The organism is Actinotalea subterranea (genome assembly GCF_008364845.1).
Taxonomy (GTDB): Bacteria; Actinomycetota; Actinomycetes; order Actinomycetales; family Cellulomonadaceae; genus Actinotalea; species Actinotalea subterranea.
The window spans coordinates 186,921-205,520 of the sequence record NZ_VTTP01000003.1; the positions used below are offsets into that span (position 1 = coordinate 186,921).

Genomic DNA, 18,600 nt, shown 5'->3' on the forward strand with positions numbered 1-18,600 from the left:
CGAGCCCCCGCCCCCGGCGCCGGGGCCGGGGCCGGGGGTGCTCTCAGCCCTTGCCGCGCGCCCCCGTCCGTCGGTCACGCAGCGCTGTCGCGGTCGCCTCGAGCGCGCGCTGGCTCGCGTCGTACGTGCGCTGCGCGACGGCGACGAAGACGCAGTCGACGACCGTCAGCTGGGCGAGGCGGGACGCCGTCGCACCGGACCTGAACGTCGTCTCGCGTGCCGCCGTGAGGAGCACGTGGTCGGCGGTGGCCGCGAGGTCGGAGCGCGGCGCGTTGGTGATCGCCACGGTCGTCGCGCCCTGGGCCCGTGCGAGCGTCAGGGCGTCGACGGTGTCGTTCGTCATGCCGGTGTGCGAGATGCCGATCGCGACGTCGCCCGGCATCAGGAGCGCGGCCGACGTCAGGGCGAGGTGCGTGTCCGTGTGCGCGAACGCGACGCGGCCGATGCGGTGGAGCTTCTGCTCGAGGTCGGCGGCGACGATCCCCGACGCGGCGACGCCGTAGATGTCGGTGCGCCGGGCCTGGACGATCGCCTCGACGACCGCCTCGAGCGAGTCGGCGGACAGCGAGCGCGCGGTGTCCTCGACGGCGCGGGCGTCGGCGAACGCGATCTTCTCGATGACCGTCCCGATCGAGTCGCCGGGCGCGATGTCACCGGTCACGGGCGTGTGCGCGGCCCCCTCGCGGCGTCCGAGCTCGGAGACGAGAGCGAGGCGGAACTCGCGGTAGCCGTCGAGCCCGAGCTCCTGGCACAGGCGCACGATCGTGCTCTGCGACGCGCCGGCTTCGGCCGCGAGCCGGGAGATGGTGAGCCCGGCGGCGTGCTCGGGGTCGGCGAGCACGAGCTCGGCGACGCGACGCATCGAGGGCCGCAGGTCGTCGAGCAGCCCGCGGAGCCGGACGGGGACCGACGCCCCGCTCATCGGGCCACCGCCACGGACGCGACGGCGGACCGCACGCCGGCGGGGTCGTCGGTCCGCGCCGGGTCGGGCGGGAACCTGCGCGCCGCGTCGGTGGCGGCCGCGGCGTCGACTCCCGCGAGCAGCGCGACGAGCGCGGTGCGCACGTGCCCGCCGGAGTCGACGAGCGCCTCCTCGCACCGCTCGGGCGTGAGGCCCGACGCCTGGACGAGCATCCGGACGGTGCGCGCGCGGAGCTTCTTGTTGGTCGCGCGGACCTCGGTCATGAGGTTCGAGTAGGTCTTGCCCATTCGCACCATGACGGCCGTCGAGAACGTGTTGAGCACGATCTTCTGGGCCGTGGCCGCCTTCATCCGGGTCGAGCCGGTCACGACCTCGGGCCCGGTGTCGAGGAGCACCGCGATGTCGACGCCGCCCGCGAGGGGTGCCGTCGGGTTCGTGGAGACGAGCGCGGTCGCCGCCCCGAGGGCCCTGGCACCCGCGAGCGCGCCGCCGACGAAGGGGGTGCGCCCGCTCGCCGTGAGGCCCACCACGAGGTCGCCCGCCGTCATGGCCTGGACCAGCGCGTGACCTGCGTCGGCGTCGTCCTCCGCGCCCTCGACCGCGCGCATCATGGCGCCCTGGCCGCCGGCGAGGTGCGCGACGAACGACTCCTCCCCCACGTCGTACGTCGGGAGCAGCTCGACCGCGTCGAGGACGCCGAGCCGCCCGGACGTGCCCGAGCCGACGTAGTGCACGCGGCCGCCACCGGCGAGGACCCGCACCGCCACGTCGACGAGCGCGGCCACCCGCTCCGCGACCGCGTCGACGGCGTCCATCACGGCGCGGTCCTCGGCGCCGATGCGGCGCACGACCGCGAGGGACCCGAGCTGGTCGATGTCCAGGGTCCGGGGGTTGCGCTCCTCGGTGGGCGAGCGCAGCCCGAGGATCTCGCGCCAGTCGTGCTCGACCTGGCTCATGACGTCTCCTGATGCGGTGTCGGTGGTGCTGTCCGTGCGGGCGGTGCTGGTGGTGCGAGGGCCACTGGTGGTGCGGGCGGCCCCGGCGCGGGTCCGGGCGTCGCCGGGTGGATCTCGAGGCGGACCACGGGCTCGGTCGCCGGTGGGCACGGCGGTGGCGCGGGCGGGTTCAGGGAGCCGAGGACGACGGCGCGGGACGCACCCGTGGCCCGACGCCGCAGGCCCGTGCTCGCCGCACCGCCCACCGAGGCATCGGCACGCGCAGGCGTCTCCTGCAGGCCCGGCGCGGTGCCGGGGAGCCCGCGAGCGCTCAGGTACCCGAGGAGCGCGAAGAGGTAGGCCTCCTTGGCGTCGGCGTCCAGCCCGAGCGCCGTGGATCCGACGACGTCGACCGACGCCGGGAGCGCCGCGCGCAGGCGTGCCATCAGCACCGGGTTGCGCAGGCCCCCGCCCGCGACGACGACGCGCTCGACGTCGTACCGGCGGATCTCCGCGGCGATCGTGCGCGCGGTCAACTCGGTGAGCGTCGCGAGCAGGTCGGGGCCCGTGGGCGCGGTCGCCGGGTCTCGGCCTGCGGCGGCGAGCCGCGCGGCCACGTAGTCGGCATGGAAGTGCTCGCGGCCCGTGCTGCGCGGCAGCGGGAGCGCGTAGAACGGGTCCTCGAGCAGGACGGCGAGCACTGCCTCGTCGACCGTGCCCTGCGCCGCGAGCGCACCGTCCTCGTCGAACCGCGCGCCCGTCAGGCGCATGACGGCGGCGTCGAGCAGGCAGCTGCCGGGCCCGGTGTCGCCCGTGACGACGCCGGCGTCCTGCCCGCCGCCGTCCGCGTCGAGGCCGACGACCGTGATGTTCGAGATGCCGCCGATGTTGAGCGCGGCCGTGGGCCTGTCGCCGAGCCACAGGTGGTCCAGCAGGCTCACGAGCGGCGCGCCCTGGCCGCCGGCGGCGACGTCCGCGCTGCGCAGGTCGGAGATCACGGGCAGGCCGGTGCGCTCGTGGATCCAGGCGGGTGCCCCGAGCTGCAGGGTCCCGCGGGCGTGACCGTCCTCGACCCAGTGGTAGAGGGTCTGGCCGTGGGAGACGACGAGGTCCGCGCCGCCCCCGAGTGCGACGCCGACCGCGGCGGCCTCACCGAACGCCTGGCCTGCGAGCGCGTCGAGCCGCGCCCACTCGCCGACACCGACCAGGGCGGGCGGCAGCGCGGCGAGGAGCCGGGACCGCAGCCGCGGGTCCCACGGGACCTCGGCGTGCGCGACGGGTGTCAGGTGGACGGTCCCGGACGCGTCGGTCAGGTCGGCGACGGCGACGTCGATCGCGTCGACGGACGTGCCCGAGGAGACGGCGACGACCCTCATCGCGCACCTCCGAGCGTCCCGGCCGAGCCGCCAGCACCCGCGCCGTCGTCGCCCGCGCCGTCGGCCCCCGCGCCGTCGCCACGCGCGTCGTCCGCACCCGGGTGGACGTCACCCGCGAGCTCGCCGCGTGCGAGGAGCGCGACGACCGCGTCGGCGTTCACGCGCCCGACGCCGTGCGCGAGCACGAGGGCGGTCGCGTCCGGCGCCGCGGCGGCGAGCCCGGCGTGCACGACCACGGCGTCGGGCCGGGCCGCGAGCACCGCGTCGAGCGCGGCACCCTCCTGGGCGTCCGCGAGCGGCTCCCGGCACAGCACGACGACGGGGCGCGCAGGGTCCCGCTCCACACCACCGTCCTGACCGCCGTCCCGAGGCCCGTCCGTACGTCCGTACCCGTGCACGACGAGCGTCCCGGGCCACCGCCGCCGCAGCGCCTCGGCGAGCGCGGGCGACGTGCGGCCCGCAGCGTGGTTCAGCCGGCGGCGCAGGTCGACGAGCACGGGTGCCGTGCTGACGCCGACCGGGCCGGTGGACGTCACGGCCCGGCCGGCGGTCTCGGAGCCGACGGCGGCGAGCGCGGCGACGGCGGCGGCCGGGTCGAGCGCGGCCGTGCGGCGACGATACGCCGCGACCCGCTCGCGCAGCGCATCGGTGCGCGCGGCGGCGTCGTGCAGACGGTCCGGCGTGAGCCTGCCGGCCTGGACGGCGTCGGTCACGGCGGCGACGGCCTGCGCGAAGAGCGCCTCGTCGTCGCGGCCCACGGTCGTGCCCAGGCACAGCAGGTCGGCGCCCGCCTCGAGCGCACGGACGCAGGCCTCGCCGAAGCCGGGGTCGCGTGCGACGGCGCCCATGTCGAGCGCGTCGGTGACGAGCGGTCCGGTGAACCCGAGGTCCCGCGCGAGCGCGGTGGCGGCGGGCTCGAGGGACGCGGGGCTCGGGCCCAGCGCGGGCACGCGCACGTGCGCCGTCATGAGGGCGTCGAGCCCGGCGGCGACCGCTGCGGCGAACGGCGGCAGGTCGCGGGCGCGCAGTGTCTCGAGGTCGGCGTCGAGCTCCGGCAGGTCGAGGTGGGAGTCGACGGTCGTCGCCCCGTGCCCGGGGAAGTGCTTGCCGCAGGCGGCCACCCCGCCGTCGTGCAGCCCCTCGACGAGCGCCGCCCCGTGCCGCGCGACGAGCGCCGGGTCGCCGCCCAGGGAGCGGACGCCGATCACGGGGTTGCGCGGCTCGGACGCTACGTCGAGCACGGGTGCCAGGTCGAGGTCGATCCCCACGGATCGCAGGAGCGCGCCGAGCGCCGCACCCGTCCGCCGGGTCAGGTCGAGGTCGTCGACGACGCCGAGGGCCGCGAGCCCGGGCAGCCCGGAGCCGGTCGCGGCCTCGAGGCGCGAGACGTCGCCGCCCTCCTCGTCGACCGCCACCACGACCTGCGGGCCGGCGTCGTGCAGCACGTCCGTCAACGTCCTGGTCGAGGCGAGGGTGGGGGTGTTGCCCGCGAACAGGACGACGCCGCCCAGGCCCTCGCGCGCGGCGTCCAGCAGCCACGCGGGCGCCTCCGGGCCGCTGAAGCCGGGGGCGAGGACGCCGAGGACGGCGCGACGCAGGTCGGTCATCCCTTGACCGCCCCGCTCGCGAGGCCGGACGTCATGCGCCGCTGGATGAGCACGAAGAACACGACGACGGGCACGGTGATGATCGACGACGCGGCCATGATCGCGCCCCAGTCGTTGGTGTTCTGGCCGAAGAACGTCCGCAGGCCCACCGAGACCGTGTACAGCTCCGAGTCCTGCATGAACGTCAGGGCGAAGATGAACTCGTTCCACGCGGTGATGAACGCGAAGATCGACGTCGCGACGAGGCCCGGGGCCACGAGCGGCAGCAGCACGGAACGGAACATGCGGCCCCAGGAGGCGCCGTCCATGTAGGCGGCCTCCTCGATCTCCTGCGGAACGGCGGCGACGAAGCCGCGCAGCGTCCAGATCGCGAAGGGCAGGGAGAACGCGAGGTAGACGATGACGAGGCCGAGCAGGCTGTTGAGCATCTGCAGGGTCCGCGCCTGCAGGAACAGCGGGATGACGAGCGCCTCGAGCGGCACCATCTGGACGATGAGGATCATCACGAGGATCGCGGTCCGGAACCGAAACCGGAACCGCGCGACGGCGACCGCGGCGAGCAGCGAGACGACCGCGCTGATCGCGACGGTCGCGGTCGCGACGACCACCGAGTTGAGGATGAACCTGCCGAAGTCGCCGTCGGTGAACACGCGGGCGAAGTTCTCACCCGTGAGCGACGTGGGGACGAGGCGCGAGCCGCGGGTCGCGGCGTCGGCGTCGAGTGCCGTCGTGAGCATCCAGTAGGCCGGGAACACCGCGAACGCGACGAGGGCGATCGAGCCGACGACCTTCGCGACGGTGCTCGCGCGGCTCTCACGCCGCCCGCCGGTCTCGTCGGACCGCAGGCCACGGCCCGCGGCGCGCCGGGCGGTGCGCGTGGCGGGCACGGCGGGGAGCGCGGCGGGGCCGGTCACAGCTCCTCCTCGGAGAACAGGGTGCGCATGTAGACGACCGTGATGAGCAGCAGGATGACGGTCAGCAGCACGGCGATCGCCGAGCCCATCCCGTACCGGCCCTGGGCGAAGGACTCGATGTAGCTCCAGACGCCCAGGTTGTAGACGTCCGGGTTGCCGCCGTTGCCGCCGGGCATCAGGTAGATCTGCGTGAAGACCTTGAAGTCCCAGATCGTCGACAGGATGGTGCAGACCGCGAACACGGGCTTGAGGATCGGCACCGTGAGCGACCGGAAGCGCCGCCACGCGGAGGCGCCGTCGATCTGCGCGGCCTCGTAGAGCTCGCGCGGGACGGTCATCAGGCCTGAGAGCACGGTCACGGCGACGAACGGGAAGCCGTGCTGGACGACGTTGAGCGTCGCGATCGCGTAGAAGGAGAAGCGCTCGGCGAACCAGTTGACCGCGCCGCGGTCGATGAGGCCGACGTCCGTGAGGACGGTCGACACGAGGCCGTTGAGCGGGTCGAACAGCCACACGTAGACGTACGTGCCGGTCACGGCCGGCACGGCCCACGCGATCATGACCGCGGTGAGGCACAGGGTGCGCCACGTGCGCGGCAGGGTGTTGAGGAACACGGCGACGGCGGTCCCGACGAGCATCGTCAGGACGACGCACACGACCGCGAAGCCCACGGTGTTGGGCAGCACGGTCTGCCACAGGAACGACGACGTGAGGATCTCGCGGTAGTTCTCGAGCCCGACGTAGTTGTCCTCCCCGCGCGCGAGCTCGCGCAGCCCGTAGTCCTGGAACGACAGCTGGACGACGCGCACCAGGGGGAAGCCGAGCAGCACGGCGAGCAGCAGCAGCCCGGGGCTCAGGAGCAGCCACGGTCGGCGGTGCTGAGCGCGCCGCCACGAGGGCGGGCGGCGGAGGGCGCCGCGACGCGCGGGCGTGGGCCCTGGCGTGGTGGGCGGCGTCGCGTGCTGCGCGACGTCTGCGGTGCTGCTGCTCATCGGTCTGCTCGGCTCACGTCTCGTCGTGGGGGTCGGGGTGCGCCCGGGCGCGGCCCGCCTGTGCGGCGGTGGCGCGCCCGGGCGCAGCGTCGCAGGTCAGCCCGCGGCCGAGGCGAACGTCTCGTCCATGCTCGCCGCGGCCGTCTCGGCGGCCTCCTGGGCGCTCGCGCTGCCGCTCAGGATGGACTGGAGCATGGTCTCGACGGTCTTGGCGCCCTGGACCTTGCCGAACGCCGGGGTCACCGGGAGCGAGCGCCCGCCCTCGAGCATCTGGGTCGCGAACGCCTGCTGCAGCGGGTCCGCCGCCTCGCTCTGCGCCTCGACGAGGCTCGCCTGGCCGGAGAAGTAGCCGGACTGCTCGGCCCACTTCTGCGCGAACTCGCCGGTCGACATCATCTGGACGAACTCCCAGGCGAGGTCCTGGTTGTCGGACTCCTCGAAGATGCCGAGGTGCGAGCCGCCGAGGAAGGAGCCGGCGACGTCGCCGTCCTTGCCGGGGAAGGGGAACGCGCCGAGCTTGGCGAACAGCTCGGGGTTGTCCTGCTCGATCTTCGCGGGCGTCCAGCTCCCCGAGACGATCATGCCGACGTCGCCCTGCTGGAAGGCCTCGAGCGCGTTGGCCTCGTTCCACGTGGTCGCGGCCGCGGTCGACGAGCCGTGCTCGAGCGCGAGGTCCGTGTAGAACTCGATGCCCTCCACGGCCTCGGGTGAGGCGATGGTCGAGGCCCACGTGTCGCCGTCCTGCTCGGCGAGCTCGCCGCCCGCGCCCCAGACCCACGGGTACAGGCCGTACTGGCTGTCGCCCGAGACCGGGAAGGGGATGACGTCGGGCTGCGACGTCTTGATCGCCTCGACCGCGGCGAGGAGGTCGTCCCACGAGGTGGGGGGCTCGGTGATGCCGGCGGCCTCGAAGATCTCCGTGTTGTAGATCATGGCGCGGACGCCCGCGTACCAGGGCATGCCGTACAGGCCGCCGTCGTAGGTCCCGGCCTCCTGGAGCCCTCCGACGAGGTCGCCGTCGAGCCCCGCCTCGGCGATGCGGTCCGTGAGGTCGACGAGGGCGCCGACCTCGGCGAACTCGGGCGTCCACGTGGTGCCGACCTCGGCGACGTCGGGCACCGTGCCGCCGGCGATCGAGGTGATGAACTTGTCGTGCGCGCTGGCCCAGGGCTGCATCTGCACGTCGAGCGTCGCGCCGGTCTTCTCCTCGAAGGCCGCGCCGACCTCGTCGAAGAACGCGTCCGAGTCGGGGTTGGTGCCTTCCATGACCCAGACGGTGAGGGTCTCGCCCGCGTAGTCGGCGCCGTCGCCGCCCGGGGTCTCCTCGTCGGTCCCGCCGCCGCCGCTGCTGCACGCGGCGAGCGTGAGCGCGAGCGCTGACACCGCCGCCACTCCTGTGATCGGTCGCTTCATGACGTCCTCCTGTTCGCGTCAGGTGCCGGTGGTGCGCTCGTGCCGGGGCCTGGTCTGATGGGGGTCCTGTGGAGCTCCGCGCCTGGAAGTTAGTTCCAGATGTGGTGTGATGGAGAGAAGTTACCACCATCGAGGGCGGAGAACGTGACGTGCGGCACATGAGTTCCGTCCCGGTCGTGGTCGGGGCCGACGCCGGCGGCACGACCACGACGGTGGCGGTCATGGGAGCCGACGCGACCGTGCTCGCCGTCACCACCGGACCGGGCGCGAACCCCCGCTCGTCGGCCGACCCCGCCGGCGCGCTCGCGACCACGGTCGGCGCCGCGCTGACCGCCGCCCGGCGCCGGCTCGACGCAGCGGCCACGCTCGACGTCGTCGCGCTCACCGCGGGCATCGCGGGCTCGGGCGCCGCCGGGCGGACCCGCGCCCTGGAGGCGCTGACCGAGGCGACGGCGCGCTGCAGCATCCCCGACGGCCGGGCGAGCCTCGTGACCGACCTCGTCGTCGCGTACGCGGCCGCCGCCCCGACACCCGACGGCGCGCTCCTCCTCGCGGGGACCGGTGCCGTGGCGGCCCGGCTGCGCGGGTTCGAGGTCGTGGCCAGGTGCGACGGCCTCGGCTGGCTCCTCGGCGACATCGGCTCCGGCGTCTGGCTCGGCCTCGCGGGTCTGCGCGCCGCCGCCACGGCCCTCGACGGCCGGGGCCCCGCCACCGCGCTGACCGACGCCGCCCTCGCCTGGGCACGCGACCAGGCAGGCACGGTCGCGCACGGGGCGGCAGGCGCCGACCCGCAGGAGCTCGTCCGGCTCGTCGACGGCCTGCCACCCGCCGGGCTCGGCGGCTTCGCGCGGGCCGTCGCCGCGGCCGCCGAGCAGGGCGACGCCATCGCGACCGGGATCGTGGACGACGCCGCCTCGGGCCTCGTCACGACGCTCGGGACCGTGAGCCCCGCGTCGTCGGGCGACGTCGTCGTGCTCGCGGGGTCCGTGCTCACCCGGCCCGGCCCGGTCCGCGCGAGCGTCGTGGCTCGCCTCGAGGCTCAGGGACGCCGTCTCCGGGACGCCGGGACCCCCGTCGCCGGGGCCGTGCGCCTCGCGGCGGAGCGCGCGGGCTGGGCCGTCGACCTCGAGGTGCTGCGAACCTCTGTCACCCCTGTCTGACATCCTGCGCACGCCCCGTCGCGACCCGCGCCGGGTCACCACGGCCCCCCGGTGCGGAATGCGTCCGGGCGGCCGCGGGTTGGCACCTGTCGGTGCGTCCGAGCGCCGTCACCGCGGCGTCCTCGCCGCACCCGGATCGAGAGGCCACGACCCTGAGCACCGCCCCGAAGCCCCGCGCCGGGCGACGCCGTCCCGCGCTGACCGGGGACGCCCGCACGACCGGCGGGGTCGGCTTCCGCTCCGAGCGCGGCCCCGTCCTCGTCGCGATCATGGTCACGACGGGGCTGGTCGCGATCGACTCGACGATCCTGGCGACCGCCGTCCCGACGATCGTCGCGGACCTCGGCGGGTTCTCGAGCTTCCCGTGGCTCTTCTCGATCTACCTCCTCACCCAGGCCGTGAGCGTCCCGATCTACTCCAAGCTCGCCGACACCGTGGGCCGCAAGCCGATCGTGCTCGTGGGCATCGGCCTCTTCCTCCTCGGGTCCGTGCTGTGCGGGCTGGCCTGGTCCATGCCCGCGCTCATCGCGTTCCGCGCGATCCAGGGCTTGGGCGCGGGCGCCGTCCAGCCGATGGCCATCACGATCGTCGGCGACATCTACACGCTCGCGGAGCGCGCAAAGGTCCAGGGCTACCTCGCGAGCGTCTGGGCCGTGTCCGCCGTCGTCGGGCCGACGCTCGGCGGCCTGTTCTCCGAGTACCTCACGTGGGGCTGGATCTTCTTCATCAACATCCCGCTGAGCATCGCCGCCGGCTGGCTCATCGTCCGCCACTTCCACGAGGTGGTGCCGAGCACGACCCACCGCATCGACTGGGCGGGCGGCGCGCTGCTCACCGTGTCGACGAGCCTCGCGATCCTCGCGCTGCTCGAGGGCGGCAACGCCTGGGCGTGGACCTCGCCGCAGAGCATCGGTGCGCTCACCACGGGCCTGCTCCTGCTCGGCGCCTTCCTCCTGGTCGAGCGACGCGCCGCCGAGCCCGTGCTGCCCCTGTGGGTCGTCTCGCGTCGGCTGCTCGGCACGACGGCGCTCATCGCGATAGGCGTCGGCGTGATCCTCATGGGCATCACCACCTACGTCCCCACGTTCCTCGAGGCGCTGCTCGGCACGTCGCCGCTCGTCTCCGGGCTCGCGCTCGCGACCCTGACGATCGGCTGGCCCATCTCGGCGTCCCAGGCCGGACGGCTCTACCTCCGGCTCGGGTTCCGCACCACCGTGCTCATCGGCGTCGCGATCGTCGTGCTCGCCACGGCCGCGCTCGCGCTCACGTCGACGACGCCGTCCGTCGTGTCCGTCGCCCTGTGCTGCTTCGCGGTCGGCCTCGGGCTCGGGCTCGTCGCCGCGCCGAGCCTCATCGCAGCGCAGGCGAGCGTCGGGTGGGGCGAGCGCGGCGTCGTCACCGGCGCCAACATGTTCGCGCGGTCCATGGGCAGCGCCGTCGGCGTCGCGGCGCTCGGCGCGCTGGTGAACGCGCGCATGCGGGGCGCGGACGCGATCGACGACCCGCAGGCGTTCGGCGGCGCGGCGACCGCGATCTTCGTGGCCGCCGCCGTCGTCGCCGTGGCGACCACGGGCGCCGCTCTCGCCATGCCGCGCACCGGCCGTCCGACGCCCCAGGCAGGCCCCGAGGTGGAGGCCTCACCGGCCTGACGCGCGGGGCCGGACCCCTCCGGTCCTCCTCCCGACGCGCCCGCCGCGTTGCTAGGCTCGGCCCGCCGCTTCGGGGCGGGTCGGGTCACCGCCTCCAGCCCGACGCGCGGAGCCGGGCCTGCCGATGCGCCCGGCCATGAGCTCAGGGGGAAGGCGTGACGGTCGAGGTCTCGTACGGCGTGATGGTCCCGGCGGTCGAGGTCCTGCGCCGCCAGTCCGAGCACTGCACGGCGATCGAGGCGTACGTGCGCCGCGAGTGCGGCATCCACGACGACACGGGCCTCCTGCTCGCCATGTTCGCGCCGCCCGCTTTCCTCGTTCTCGAGGCCGCCGCACAGGCGATCCACCTCGCGGGTCAGGTCGGCACCGTCACCGCCGACCAGCTCCAGCGGGCCGTCGAGACCTACGTCGAGACGGACGAGGCCGCGCACCGGACCATGAACGACCTCGCGCGGCGGTCCGGCCAGACGATCACCAAGTGGGAGGACCCGACGGCGGGCATCGACCCCGTCGGCCCCGCGCAGGGCGGCGCACCCAGCGGCTACGGCTCCGCAGGCCAGTGGTTCGGCGAGGACATCTCGAGCGCGGTCGACACCGTGCAGCGCTCCATCGACGAGATCACAGGCCTGCCCGACGACGTCCGCGCCTGGGGCGGATCGACCGGCGGCGTCGTGGAGAAGACGGATCCGCAGTCCTACCTGGTCACCCCGGACCTCGGCAGGAACGAGGTCCAGGAGCTGCGCTGGTCCGCGGGCGTCGTGCTGGGCGGCATCGACTGGCTCGCCGAGCAGCTGCTCGGCTTCTCCATCCTCGAGGAGGTCGTCTTCAAGCCCTTCGGCGGCGACTTCCAGGACATCAAGAAGGCCGCCGCCGGCTGGAGCAACACGTCCGCGGCGTTCACCGCGGTCTCCGAGAACTACGTCGGGCTCCTCGCGCCCACCGCCGAGGGGTGGCGCGGCGAGGCCGCCGAGGCGTTCCGTGCCGCGATCACCGCCGCGGCCGCCGCGTACGTCGGCTTCAGCCAGGCCGCGAGCTACATCGGCGGGCTCACGTCGAACATCGCGCTCGTCTCGCAGCTCGCGTGCATCGCGATCGGCAAGCTCCTGAAGTCGATCTCGCAGAAGCTCATCCGGATGGCGGCCGAGGCCGCCGTCCCGGTGGTGGGGTGGGCCGTCGCCGCGGGCGAGGCGCTGATCATGGTCCAGGACATCATCTCGAAGGTGCGCACGGCCTACACGCTCATCGAGATGATCATCACCGCGATCACGGGCTTCATCGAGGGCAAGGCCCAGCTGCTCCAGTCCGTGCACCTCATCGAGGACATCGCCGAGTACGCGTTCCGCCGGGCGACGGCGTGAGGGGGACGGCATGACGGAGGACGGCATGACGGGCGGCACCGCGGGCGGCGGCATCGGCGGAGCGGGCGGCGGCGTTGGCGGAGCGGCCGGGAGTGCGGGCAGCGCGGGCGGGGCGGGTGGCACGGCGCGCTCGGCGCGCGACGCCGGCGAGGAGGCCCTCGAGCGCATGCGTGCGCTCATCGACCGGATCGACCAGCAGGAGCGCCTGGAGGCCCGTCGGGACGAGGAGCGCATGGCCGAGCTCGCCGAGAGGGCGCGGGCCGGCGAGCTCGGCGAGGACTGGAAGCGCATCCAGGGACGCGTCGACCGGGGCGACACCACGCTCGAGGCGGTGTTCACCGGCAAGGACGACTCCCCCGAGGCCGGGTCGCTGCGCGCGACGTCGCGCGCCCGCACCGCTGATCTCGCCACGACGATCGAGGAGAGCGAGGACGACGAGCTCAACGACGCCCTCGAGGGGCTCGCCGCGGCGCGCGACCGGCTCACCGCGATGCTCGGCTCGCTCGGCGCCACCTCCCCCGACGCCGGTGGCCAGGGCTTCGGGACCGGCCCGGGTGGCGCTGATCTCGGGACCGGCCCGAGGGGCCAGGGCTTCGGGCCTGATCGGGGCGACCCCGCCCCGCCGTCGAGCACGGCGCCCTGGCGGTGAGCACCGCCCGCGTCGAGCCGTGGGGCCGGCTCATGGCCCGCCCGGCGTGCGAGCTGCGTGTCGCGTGCCCGCTCCCCGCAGCGATGGCGACGCTGACCACGGTCGGACGTGAGGCGAGGCTGCGGGTCAAGGTGAGCCCCGACGGTCGCACCGTCGAGGTCCGCGACAAGATGGCCGTCGCCCTCAACCTCCTCCAGCTCGTCACGGAGCCGACCGAGTTCTTCACGTCGTCCGTGCTCGCCGTGACGGCCGGTGAGGAGGGGCCCGCCAGCACCCTCCTGTCCTTGACCGTGCGGAAGAGGGACGCGTCGAGCCTGCGCACGGCTGCGGCGGGGATGCTCTCCCGGTACGTCCACGTGCTCGAGCACAACGGCGTCGGCGTGCAGGTCGGGCCGTGGCGGGACCTCGCCCTGGCCGGTCGCCAGGGCTGACCGCCGGCGAAGGCACGGTCACGCCCGAGCTGCCCGTCCTGGCGTGCCGGCCGGCGTCACGGCCGCGGGTACCGACACCGGGCGCGCGCCCAGGGCACGCGGGTGGTTCGTCAGGGAGGACGAAGGGCCGTGGGACGTCGGGCCCAGCGCCCCGTCCCGGTGCGGGCGGAGGATCGATGCGCATCACGCCGGCGCCGACCGTGGCGTCGGCGCTGCACCTCCTCCCACGTCGAGTGGTGAGGAGCGGGCACTCTGCGAGCCGGGGGGCAACCCAGGGTGTCGGCATGCGTCTGCGTGCTCCCGGCGTCGCCGGTCGTCTCCTCGAGGACGGCCGGCGGCGCTGTTCGGGTTCACCCCGCGCCCCCGACTGAGAGAGCCCGATCGGCACGAGCCGCCCGCCCAGACCTTGGGCGGGTGCCCGGGGTCACACCGTCGGTGAGGTGGCGACCAGGGCCGCGAGCGCCGCGGCGCTGCGGAGGGCTGCGAGGCGGCTGCCCGTCAGGAGGCAGAGGTTCTCGACGGCGTCCACCACGTCGGCCGGGACGTACGACGTCGTGCGGCTCGTCAGCGCGAGCACGTCGGTCAGGCCCCACCCGTCGCGGATGGGCACGAGGATGACGCCACGCGCGCCACGCTCCCGCAGCATGTGGGTCGGCGGGACGGCGAGGCTGAGGTCGGTGCCCCCGCTGTAGCAGGACGTCAGGTCCGAGACGAGGACACGCAGGAGCTCGACGTCGTCGGGCTCGAGGGTCGCGAGCACGTCGGCGTCGATGCCGCACGTGGATGCGACGACCGGCGCGGCGTGCGCGTCGGCGCCTGCGGCGAACGACCACACGCACCCGCTGTCGAACCCGGTGAGCTCGGAGACCGCGGCGAGCGCAGCCGCGGTGAGCTCCTCGCTCGACGTCGCCTGGGCGAGGATCGGCGCGAGACGGCTCAGGTCGTTGAGCGCCGCGCCCGTCGACCGCACGAGCTGGAGGGTCTCGAGGCGGCGTTCGAGGAGCTCGGCGCAGTGGCGCACGAGGTCGCGCTGGGCTGGCAGCAGAGGCGCGACGGCGTCGACGTTGAGCACCCCGACGACGCGGCCGGACGCGCGGAGCGGCACAGCCATCTCGCTGCACACCCCCGGGATCGCGAGGCGGTACCGCGGGTCGGCGTCCACGTCCTCGCAGACGATCTCGTTCTCCTCGACGAACGCCGCCCCGGTGATGCCCGTTCCGGGGTGCAGGCCGTCCATGACGAGCCACTGGCCGCGGCGCGACTGGCAGCGCAGCACGCCGCCGCGCTCGAGGTAGACGCTCGGCAGGAGGCCGCCCTGACGGGACAGGTACTGGCCGACGAGCTCGCACACGTCGCCTGTGGTCACGGCCTCGCTCACGGCCCGGGTGAGGCCTTCGAGGTCCTCGAGCTGCACGGTCGGCGTGATGGGCGCCAGCACCTGCTTCGCCTGGGTCGGGACCTCTGCCCAAGGCGCCTGCGGGCGCCCGAGGAGGTAGCCCTGGGCGAGGTCGACGCCCGCCGCGCGCAGCTCGCGGAGCTCCTCGGGCGTCTCGACACCCTCGGCGATGGTGAGCGCGCCGATGGCGGACGCGAAGGCCTGGAGCGCCTCCACGAGCGCCCGGCGACGCGAGTCGGAGTGGAGCCCTTGGACGAGCGAACGGTCGATCTTGATGAAGGACGGGCCGAGCTGCAGGACGTGCGCCATCGACGCGTACCCGGCGCCGACGTCGTCGACCGCGACCATCGAGCCGCTGGACCGCAGGGCCCGGAGGCTGTCCTGCAGGGGCTCGTAGTCGTCGACGGCCCGGTGCTCGGTGACCTCGAGGACGTGGCGGGGCAGGGCACGGCACAGGGCGGGGAGCCGGGGGTCGAGCGCGACGTCGGGGCTGACGTTGACGAAGAGCAGCACGCCGTCGGGCGGCGGACCCGCGGCGAGCGCCGCCTCGACGCACGCGAGCTCGACGTCGTCACGACGACCGGCACGCTCGGCGATCTCGAGCCAGACGTCCGGGGTGAGGTCCGCTGCGGCGTTCGAGCGCGCGAGCGCCTCGTACCCGACGATCGTGCCGTCGGCCACGCGCACGACCGGCTGGAACGCCGTGTGGATCCCGCCCGGGCTCAGCAGCGCGACGACGAGGCGCTCGGCGTCCGCGTCCGTCGGGACCGCGGCGAGGTCGGTGTCGGTGGTCACCCGAGGTGCATCGGTACGAATGCACCGGAACATGATCCCTGAGGGGAAAGAACTTCACCCCGGTGTCGAAGCGCTTCTCACGTCACCTCCCGGTCACGCTCCACCGTCCCGCCGCGAGGTCGATGAGGCGCGGCAGGATCACGTCGCCGCTCACCCGCAGGCCGTCGTGCAGGAACTCGTTCGTGATCCACACCTGCGCGTTGCCCAGGACGCGGGCGGTGTCGAGCGCCAGGTCGAGGTCGACGTACGGGTCGTCGTAGTACTGGACCGCGGCGACGGGGACCTCGTTGGACGCGAGACGCGCAGCGTCGTACAGGGCCGGCCACTGGGTGCGCTCGGCGAGCACGTGGGCCGCGTCCCGGAACGGTCGCAGGGCCCGGATCTGCTCGTACATCCACGGGAACACGGCCTCGCCGGTGAGGCTGAGGGGCCGGGCGTCGGTGGCGAACGCCGGGTGCCGGGAGAGCTCGGCCTGCGCGGCCCACCCGGGGGCACGTCCGCCCTGGTGGTAGACGATCTCGTGGAGTGCGGCGTAGAGCGGGTTCTCGTCGTAGCCCGTGCGGTGCGCGACCTCGGCGAGGAACGCCGGCGACGGCGTCCCGTCCGCGTCCACGTCGGCCGTGTCGAGCAGCCAGTGCAGGCCGTCGACGCCGGTGCTCATGCCGAAGGGCATGCCGAGCAGCTGGAGGCGCTCGACCGTCAGCTCGTCACCGTCCGGCAGGAGCACGCCGCCGCCGGCCAGGCGGTCGGCGATGCGACCCAGCAGCTCGACGTCCTGCGGGAAGCGGCGCGCGAAGTCCGCGTTGCGCGCCACCTGGCGGGGGAAGGTGCGGCGGTAGACCTCCTCCGCGTCCGCCTCGATGCCGATGAGCCCGCCCGTGACGTAGCACGCGCTCAGCGCCTCGGGGTGGCTCGACAGGTAGGCCAGCGTCACGAAGCCGCCGTACGACTGGCCCAGCGTCGCCCAGCGTCTCCCGCCGTAGACCGTGCGGCGCAGGTGCTCGGCATCCGCGACGATGGCGTCCGCGCGGAAGCACGCGAGGTACTCGGCCTGCTCCTCGGCGCTCCCCAGCGCGGCGATCCGGCGGCCGTCCACGCGGCCCGACCGCCCGGTGCCGCGCTGGTCGAGGAGCACCACCCGGTGCGTCGCGAGCGCGGTCGTCCACCAGCCGCCGCCGGCGGGGCGCGGGCTCAGGCCGCCCGGGCCGCCCTGGAGGAAGAGGAGCAGCGGGAGGTCCTCGCCCTCGCGCCCGGGTGCGGTGATCTCGCGTGCGAAGACCTCGATCGGGGGGAACCGGTCGGGTGCGGACCAGTCCACGGGGACGGCCAGGCGGTGCTCCCGCACGACGAGGCCGGTCAGGGGGTGCTCGACCGGCACGCCGTGCTCGCCCCGGTTGCCCCGCCCCACGTGCTGCTCGCTCACCCGTCGACCTCCTCCGCGCCCGACCACCGGGCTCGGGACGACCATGGCAGGCGGGACCGACACGGGCAAGGACGCGCCCCGACCCACAGGCCCCACGGTGCGCGCGGGTCTGCACGGTTCGCCCGGCCCCGCCCAGCCGTGTCGGACGGCGCCCCTAACCTGGGCCCATGCCCCGCCGCGCCGCACCTGCCGCACCTGCCGACCGCGGCCCCCGCCCCGCGTCGCGGGGGTGCTGAGTGGTTTCGCGCCGCCGTCGGCGCCGTACGTCCGGATCGCACGTGGCGTGGTCGGCGATCGCGCTCGGGCTGCTCGTCGCCGCATTCGTAGCCATCCCCAGCGTGACCGACGCGGCGCGCACGACGACGTACGCCGTGCCCGAGGCGGACCTCGTCGCCGCGCGCGAGGCCCTCGCGGAGCTGCCGGTCCGCGGGCGCGCGCCGAGCACCGGGTACGACCGTGACGTCTTCGGCCAGGCGTGGGCCGACGAGGACCGCAACGGGTGTGACACGCGCAACGACGTGCTCGCCCGCGACCTCACGGCCATCGAGGCCAAGCCGGGCACCAACGGCTGCGTGGTCCTGACCGGGACCCTGGCCGACCCGTACTCCGGCGCGGCGATCCCGTTCGAGCGCGGCGAGCACAGCGCCGACGTCCAGATCGACCACGTCGTCGCGCTCTCGGACGCCTGGCAGAAGGGCGCGCAGCAGTGGACGGACGCGCAACGACAGGCGTTCGCCAACGACCCGGCGAACCTCCTCGCCGTGCAGGGCGCCCTGAACCAGCAGAAGGGTGCCGGTGACGCGGCGACGTGGCTGCCGCCCAACCGCGGGTACCGCTGCGTCTACGTGATCCGGCAGGTCTCGGTGAAGGCGGACTACGGGCTGTGGGTCACGCAGGCGGAGCACGACGCGATCGAGAGGGAGCTCGGTCGGTGCGTCACGGCCGAGCCGAGCCCTCCGCCGTCCTGAGGGAGCCGTCGCGACGCCTCAGGCTCCGGGCTGGCGCGCCGAGACGCGTCGGGCGAGCTCGGTGACCTCGTGGGTGTCCATGACCACCGTCTCCTTCTCGGCGAGCTCCCACACGAGCGGGTCGTCGATGTGCCCGTCCGCGCGCTCCACGAGGAAGTCGGGCGAGCCGTGCTCAGCAGAGGTCAGCGGCGTCAGGTGCCACGTCGCGGGGTAGCCGCGCAGCGGGTGCATGCCGTGCAGCACCGCCGAGGCCCCACGCACCTGGACCCCTCGCGTCAGCATCCTGCTCATCCTGCTCACCACCACTCCTGCTCGGCGCTCCGGCCGGCCGGACGGCACCCGGTGCGCCGTCTCACCGGTACGGATCGGCTCGGGCACCCCTGCGTTGACATCCGGCGCGGGTGAAGTGGCGCCGGTCACACACCCGCCGGTGCCGGAGCTCTCCGTCCGACGCACGGACCCGGTTCGACGCCGCCGGGCGTCCACAGCCTGGGCGGGAGGTCACAGACGCATTACGACTCGTCCCCCGGATGGGTGAAATGCCCGCTCAGGGGCGTCCGACAGACCAGAATGTCCCCGGACGACGACGGGGGCCGTCGGTCCGGAGCGGCA

16 protein-coding genes are annotated in these 18,600 nt (G+C 74.5%); 6 read left to right on the forward strand and 10 right to left on the reverse strand.

Features of this window, described 5'->3' with window-relative positions:
• Positions 1 to 43: 43 nt before the first annotated feature.
• From FZ988_RS06715 to FZ988_RS06745, 7 genes are all read right to left on the reverse strand, one after another.
• Positions 44 to 922 carry a MurR/RpiR family transcriptional regulator gene (locus FZ988_RS06715; RefSeq protein ID WP_149203249.1) on the reverse strand — a complete coding sequence of 293 codons (879 nt, stop codon included), beginning with the start codon at positions 920 to 922 and terminating at the stop codon, positions 44 to 46.
• Positions 919 to 1,878: an N-acetylmuramic acid 6-phosphate etherase gene (locus FZ988_RS06720; RefSeq protein ID WP_149203250.1), complete on the reverse strand. Its 960-nt coding sequence runs from the start codon at positions 1,876 to 1,878 to the stop codon at positions 919 to 921. Before FZ988_RS06720 ends, FZ988_RS06715 begins: the two co-directional genes overlap by 4 nt.
• Positions 1,875 to 3,233, reverse strand: coding sequence for an anhydro-N-acetylmuramic acid kinase (locus FZ988_RS06725; RefSeq protein ID WP_149203251.1), 1,359 nt, complete (start codon positions 3,231 to 3,233; stop codon positions 1,875 to 1,877). The genes FZ988_RS06720 and FZ988_RS06725 overlap by 4 nt, the downstream gene beginning before the upstream one ends.
• Positions 3,230 to 4,840, reverse strand: coding sequence for a glycoside hydrolase family 3 N-terminal domain-containing protein (locus tag FZ988_RS06730; protein WP_149203252.1), 1,611 nt, complete (start codon positions 4,838 to 4,840; stop codon positions 3,230 to 3,232). Before FZ988_RS06730 ends, FZ988_RS06725 begins: the two co-directional genes overlap by 4 nt.
• Complete coding sequence (locus FZ988_RS06735; RefSeq protein ID WP_246169330.1) at positions 4,837 to 5,616, reverse strand: carbohydrate ABC transporter permease; 780 nt, start codon at positions 5,614 to 5,616, stop codon at positions 4,837 to 4,839. The genes FZ988_RS06730 and FZ988_RS06735 overlap by 4 nt, the downstream gene beginning before the upstream one ends.
• A gap of 134 nt (positions 5,617 to 5,750) precedes the next feature.
• Positions 5,751 to 6,746, reverse strand: coding sequence for a carbohydrate ABC transporter permease (locus tag FZ988_RS06740; RefSeq protein WP_149203253.1), 996 nt, complete (start codon positions 6,744 to 6,746; stop codon positions 5,751 to 5,753).
• A gap of 96 nt (positions 6,747 to 6,842) precedes the next feature.
• A complete protein-coding gene (locus FZ988_RS06745) occupies positions 6,843 to 8,159 on the reverse strand; it encodes a sugar ABC transporter substrate-binding protein (RefSeq protein WP_149203254.1) in 1,317 nt (438 codons plus the stop codon).
• A gap of 158 nt (positions 8,160 to 8,317) precedes the next feature.
• Between FZ988_RS06745 and FZ988_RS06750 the strand changes: the two genes are divergently transcribed.
• From FZ988_RS06750 to FZ988_RS06770, 5 genes are all read left to right on the forward strand, one after another.
• Complete coding sequence (locus FZ988_RS06750) at positions 8,318 to 9,319, forward strand: N-acetylglucosamine kinase (protein ID WP_149203255.1); 1,002 nt, start codon at positions 8,318 to 8,320, stop codon at positions 9,317 to 9,319.
• Between the two features lie 269 nt (positions 9,320 to 9,588).
• The gene (locus FZ988_RS06755; protein ID WP_149203607.1) at positions 9,589 to 10,968 is read left to right on the forward strand and encodes an MDR family MFS transporter; all 1,380 of its coding nucleotides are present in this window, start codon (positions 9,589 to 9,591) and stop codon (positions 10,966 to 10,968) included.
• A 155-nt stretch (positions 10,969 to 11,123) separates the two neighbouring features.
• Positions 11,124 to 12,326 carry a hypothetical protein gene (locus FZ988_RS06760; RefSeq protein ID WP_149203256.1) on the forward strand — a complete coding sequence of 401 codons (1,203 nt, stop codon included), beginning with the start codon at positions 11,124 to 11,126 and terminating at the stop codon, positions 12,324 to 12,326.
• 10 nt (positions 12,327 to 12,336) lie between these two features.
• Positions 12,337 to 12,975 carry a hypothetical protein gene (locus FZ988_RS06765; RefSeq protein WP_149203257.1) on the forward strand — a complete coding sequence of 213 codons (639 nt, stop codon included), beginning with the start codon at positions 12,337 to 12,339 and terminating at the stop codon, positions 12,973 to 12,975.
• A complete protein-coding gene (locus FZ988_RS06770) occupies positions 12,972 to 13,406 on the forward strand; it encodes a hypothetical protein (RefSeq protein ID WP_149203258.1) in 435 nt (144 codons plus the stop codon). Before FZ988_RS06765 ends, FZ988_RS06770 begins: the two co-directional genes overlap by 4 nt.
• Positions 13,407 to 13,830: 424 nt before the next feature.
• On the opposite strand, the gene FZ988_RS06775 is transcribed toward FZ988_RS06770, so the two are convergent.
• Complete coding sequence (locus tag FZ988_RS06775; protein ID WP_188079011.1) at positions 13,831 to 15,597, reverse strand: EAL domain-containing protein; 1,767 nt, start codon at positions 15,595 to 15,597, stop codon at positions 13,831 to 13,833.
• 82 nt (positions 15,598 to 15,679) lie between these two features.
• The gene (locus tag FZ988_RS06780; RefSeq protein ID WP_246169331.1) at positions 15,680 to 16,975 is read right to left on the reverse strand and encodes an alpha/beta fold hydrolase; all 1,296 of its coding nucleotides are present in this window, start codon (positions 16,973 to 16,975) and stop codon (positions 15,680 to 15,682) included.
• Positions 16,976 to 17,298: 323 nt separating this feature from the next.
• On the opposite strand from FZ988_RS06780, the gene FZ988_RS06785 reads away from it, so the two are divergent.
• On the forward strand, positions 17,299 to 17,988 hold the full coding sequence (locus tag FZ988_RS06785) for an HNH endonuclease family protein (protein ID WP_246169281.1): 690 nt from the start codon (positions 17,299 to 17,301) through the stop codon (positions 17,986 to 17,988).
• Positions 17,989 to 18,006: 18 nt separating this feature from the next.
• Here FZ988_RS06785 and FZ988_RS06790 read toward each other — a convergent pair whose 3' ends face one another.
• Positions 18,007 to 18,279, reverse strand: coding sequence for a hypothetical protein (locus FZ988_RS06790; protein WP_149203262.1), 273 nt, complete (start codon positions 18,277 to 18,279; stop codon positions 18,007 to 18,009).
• Positions 18,280 to 18,600 lie beyond the last annotated feature (321 nt).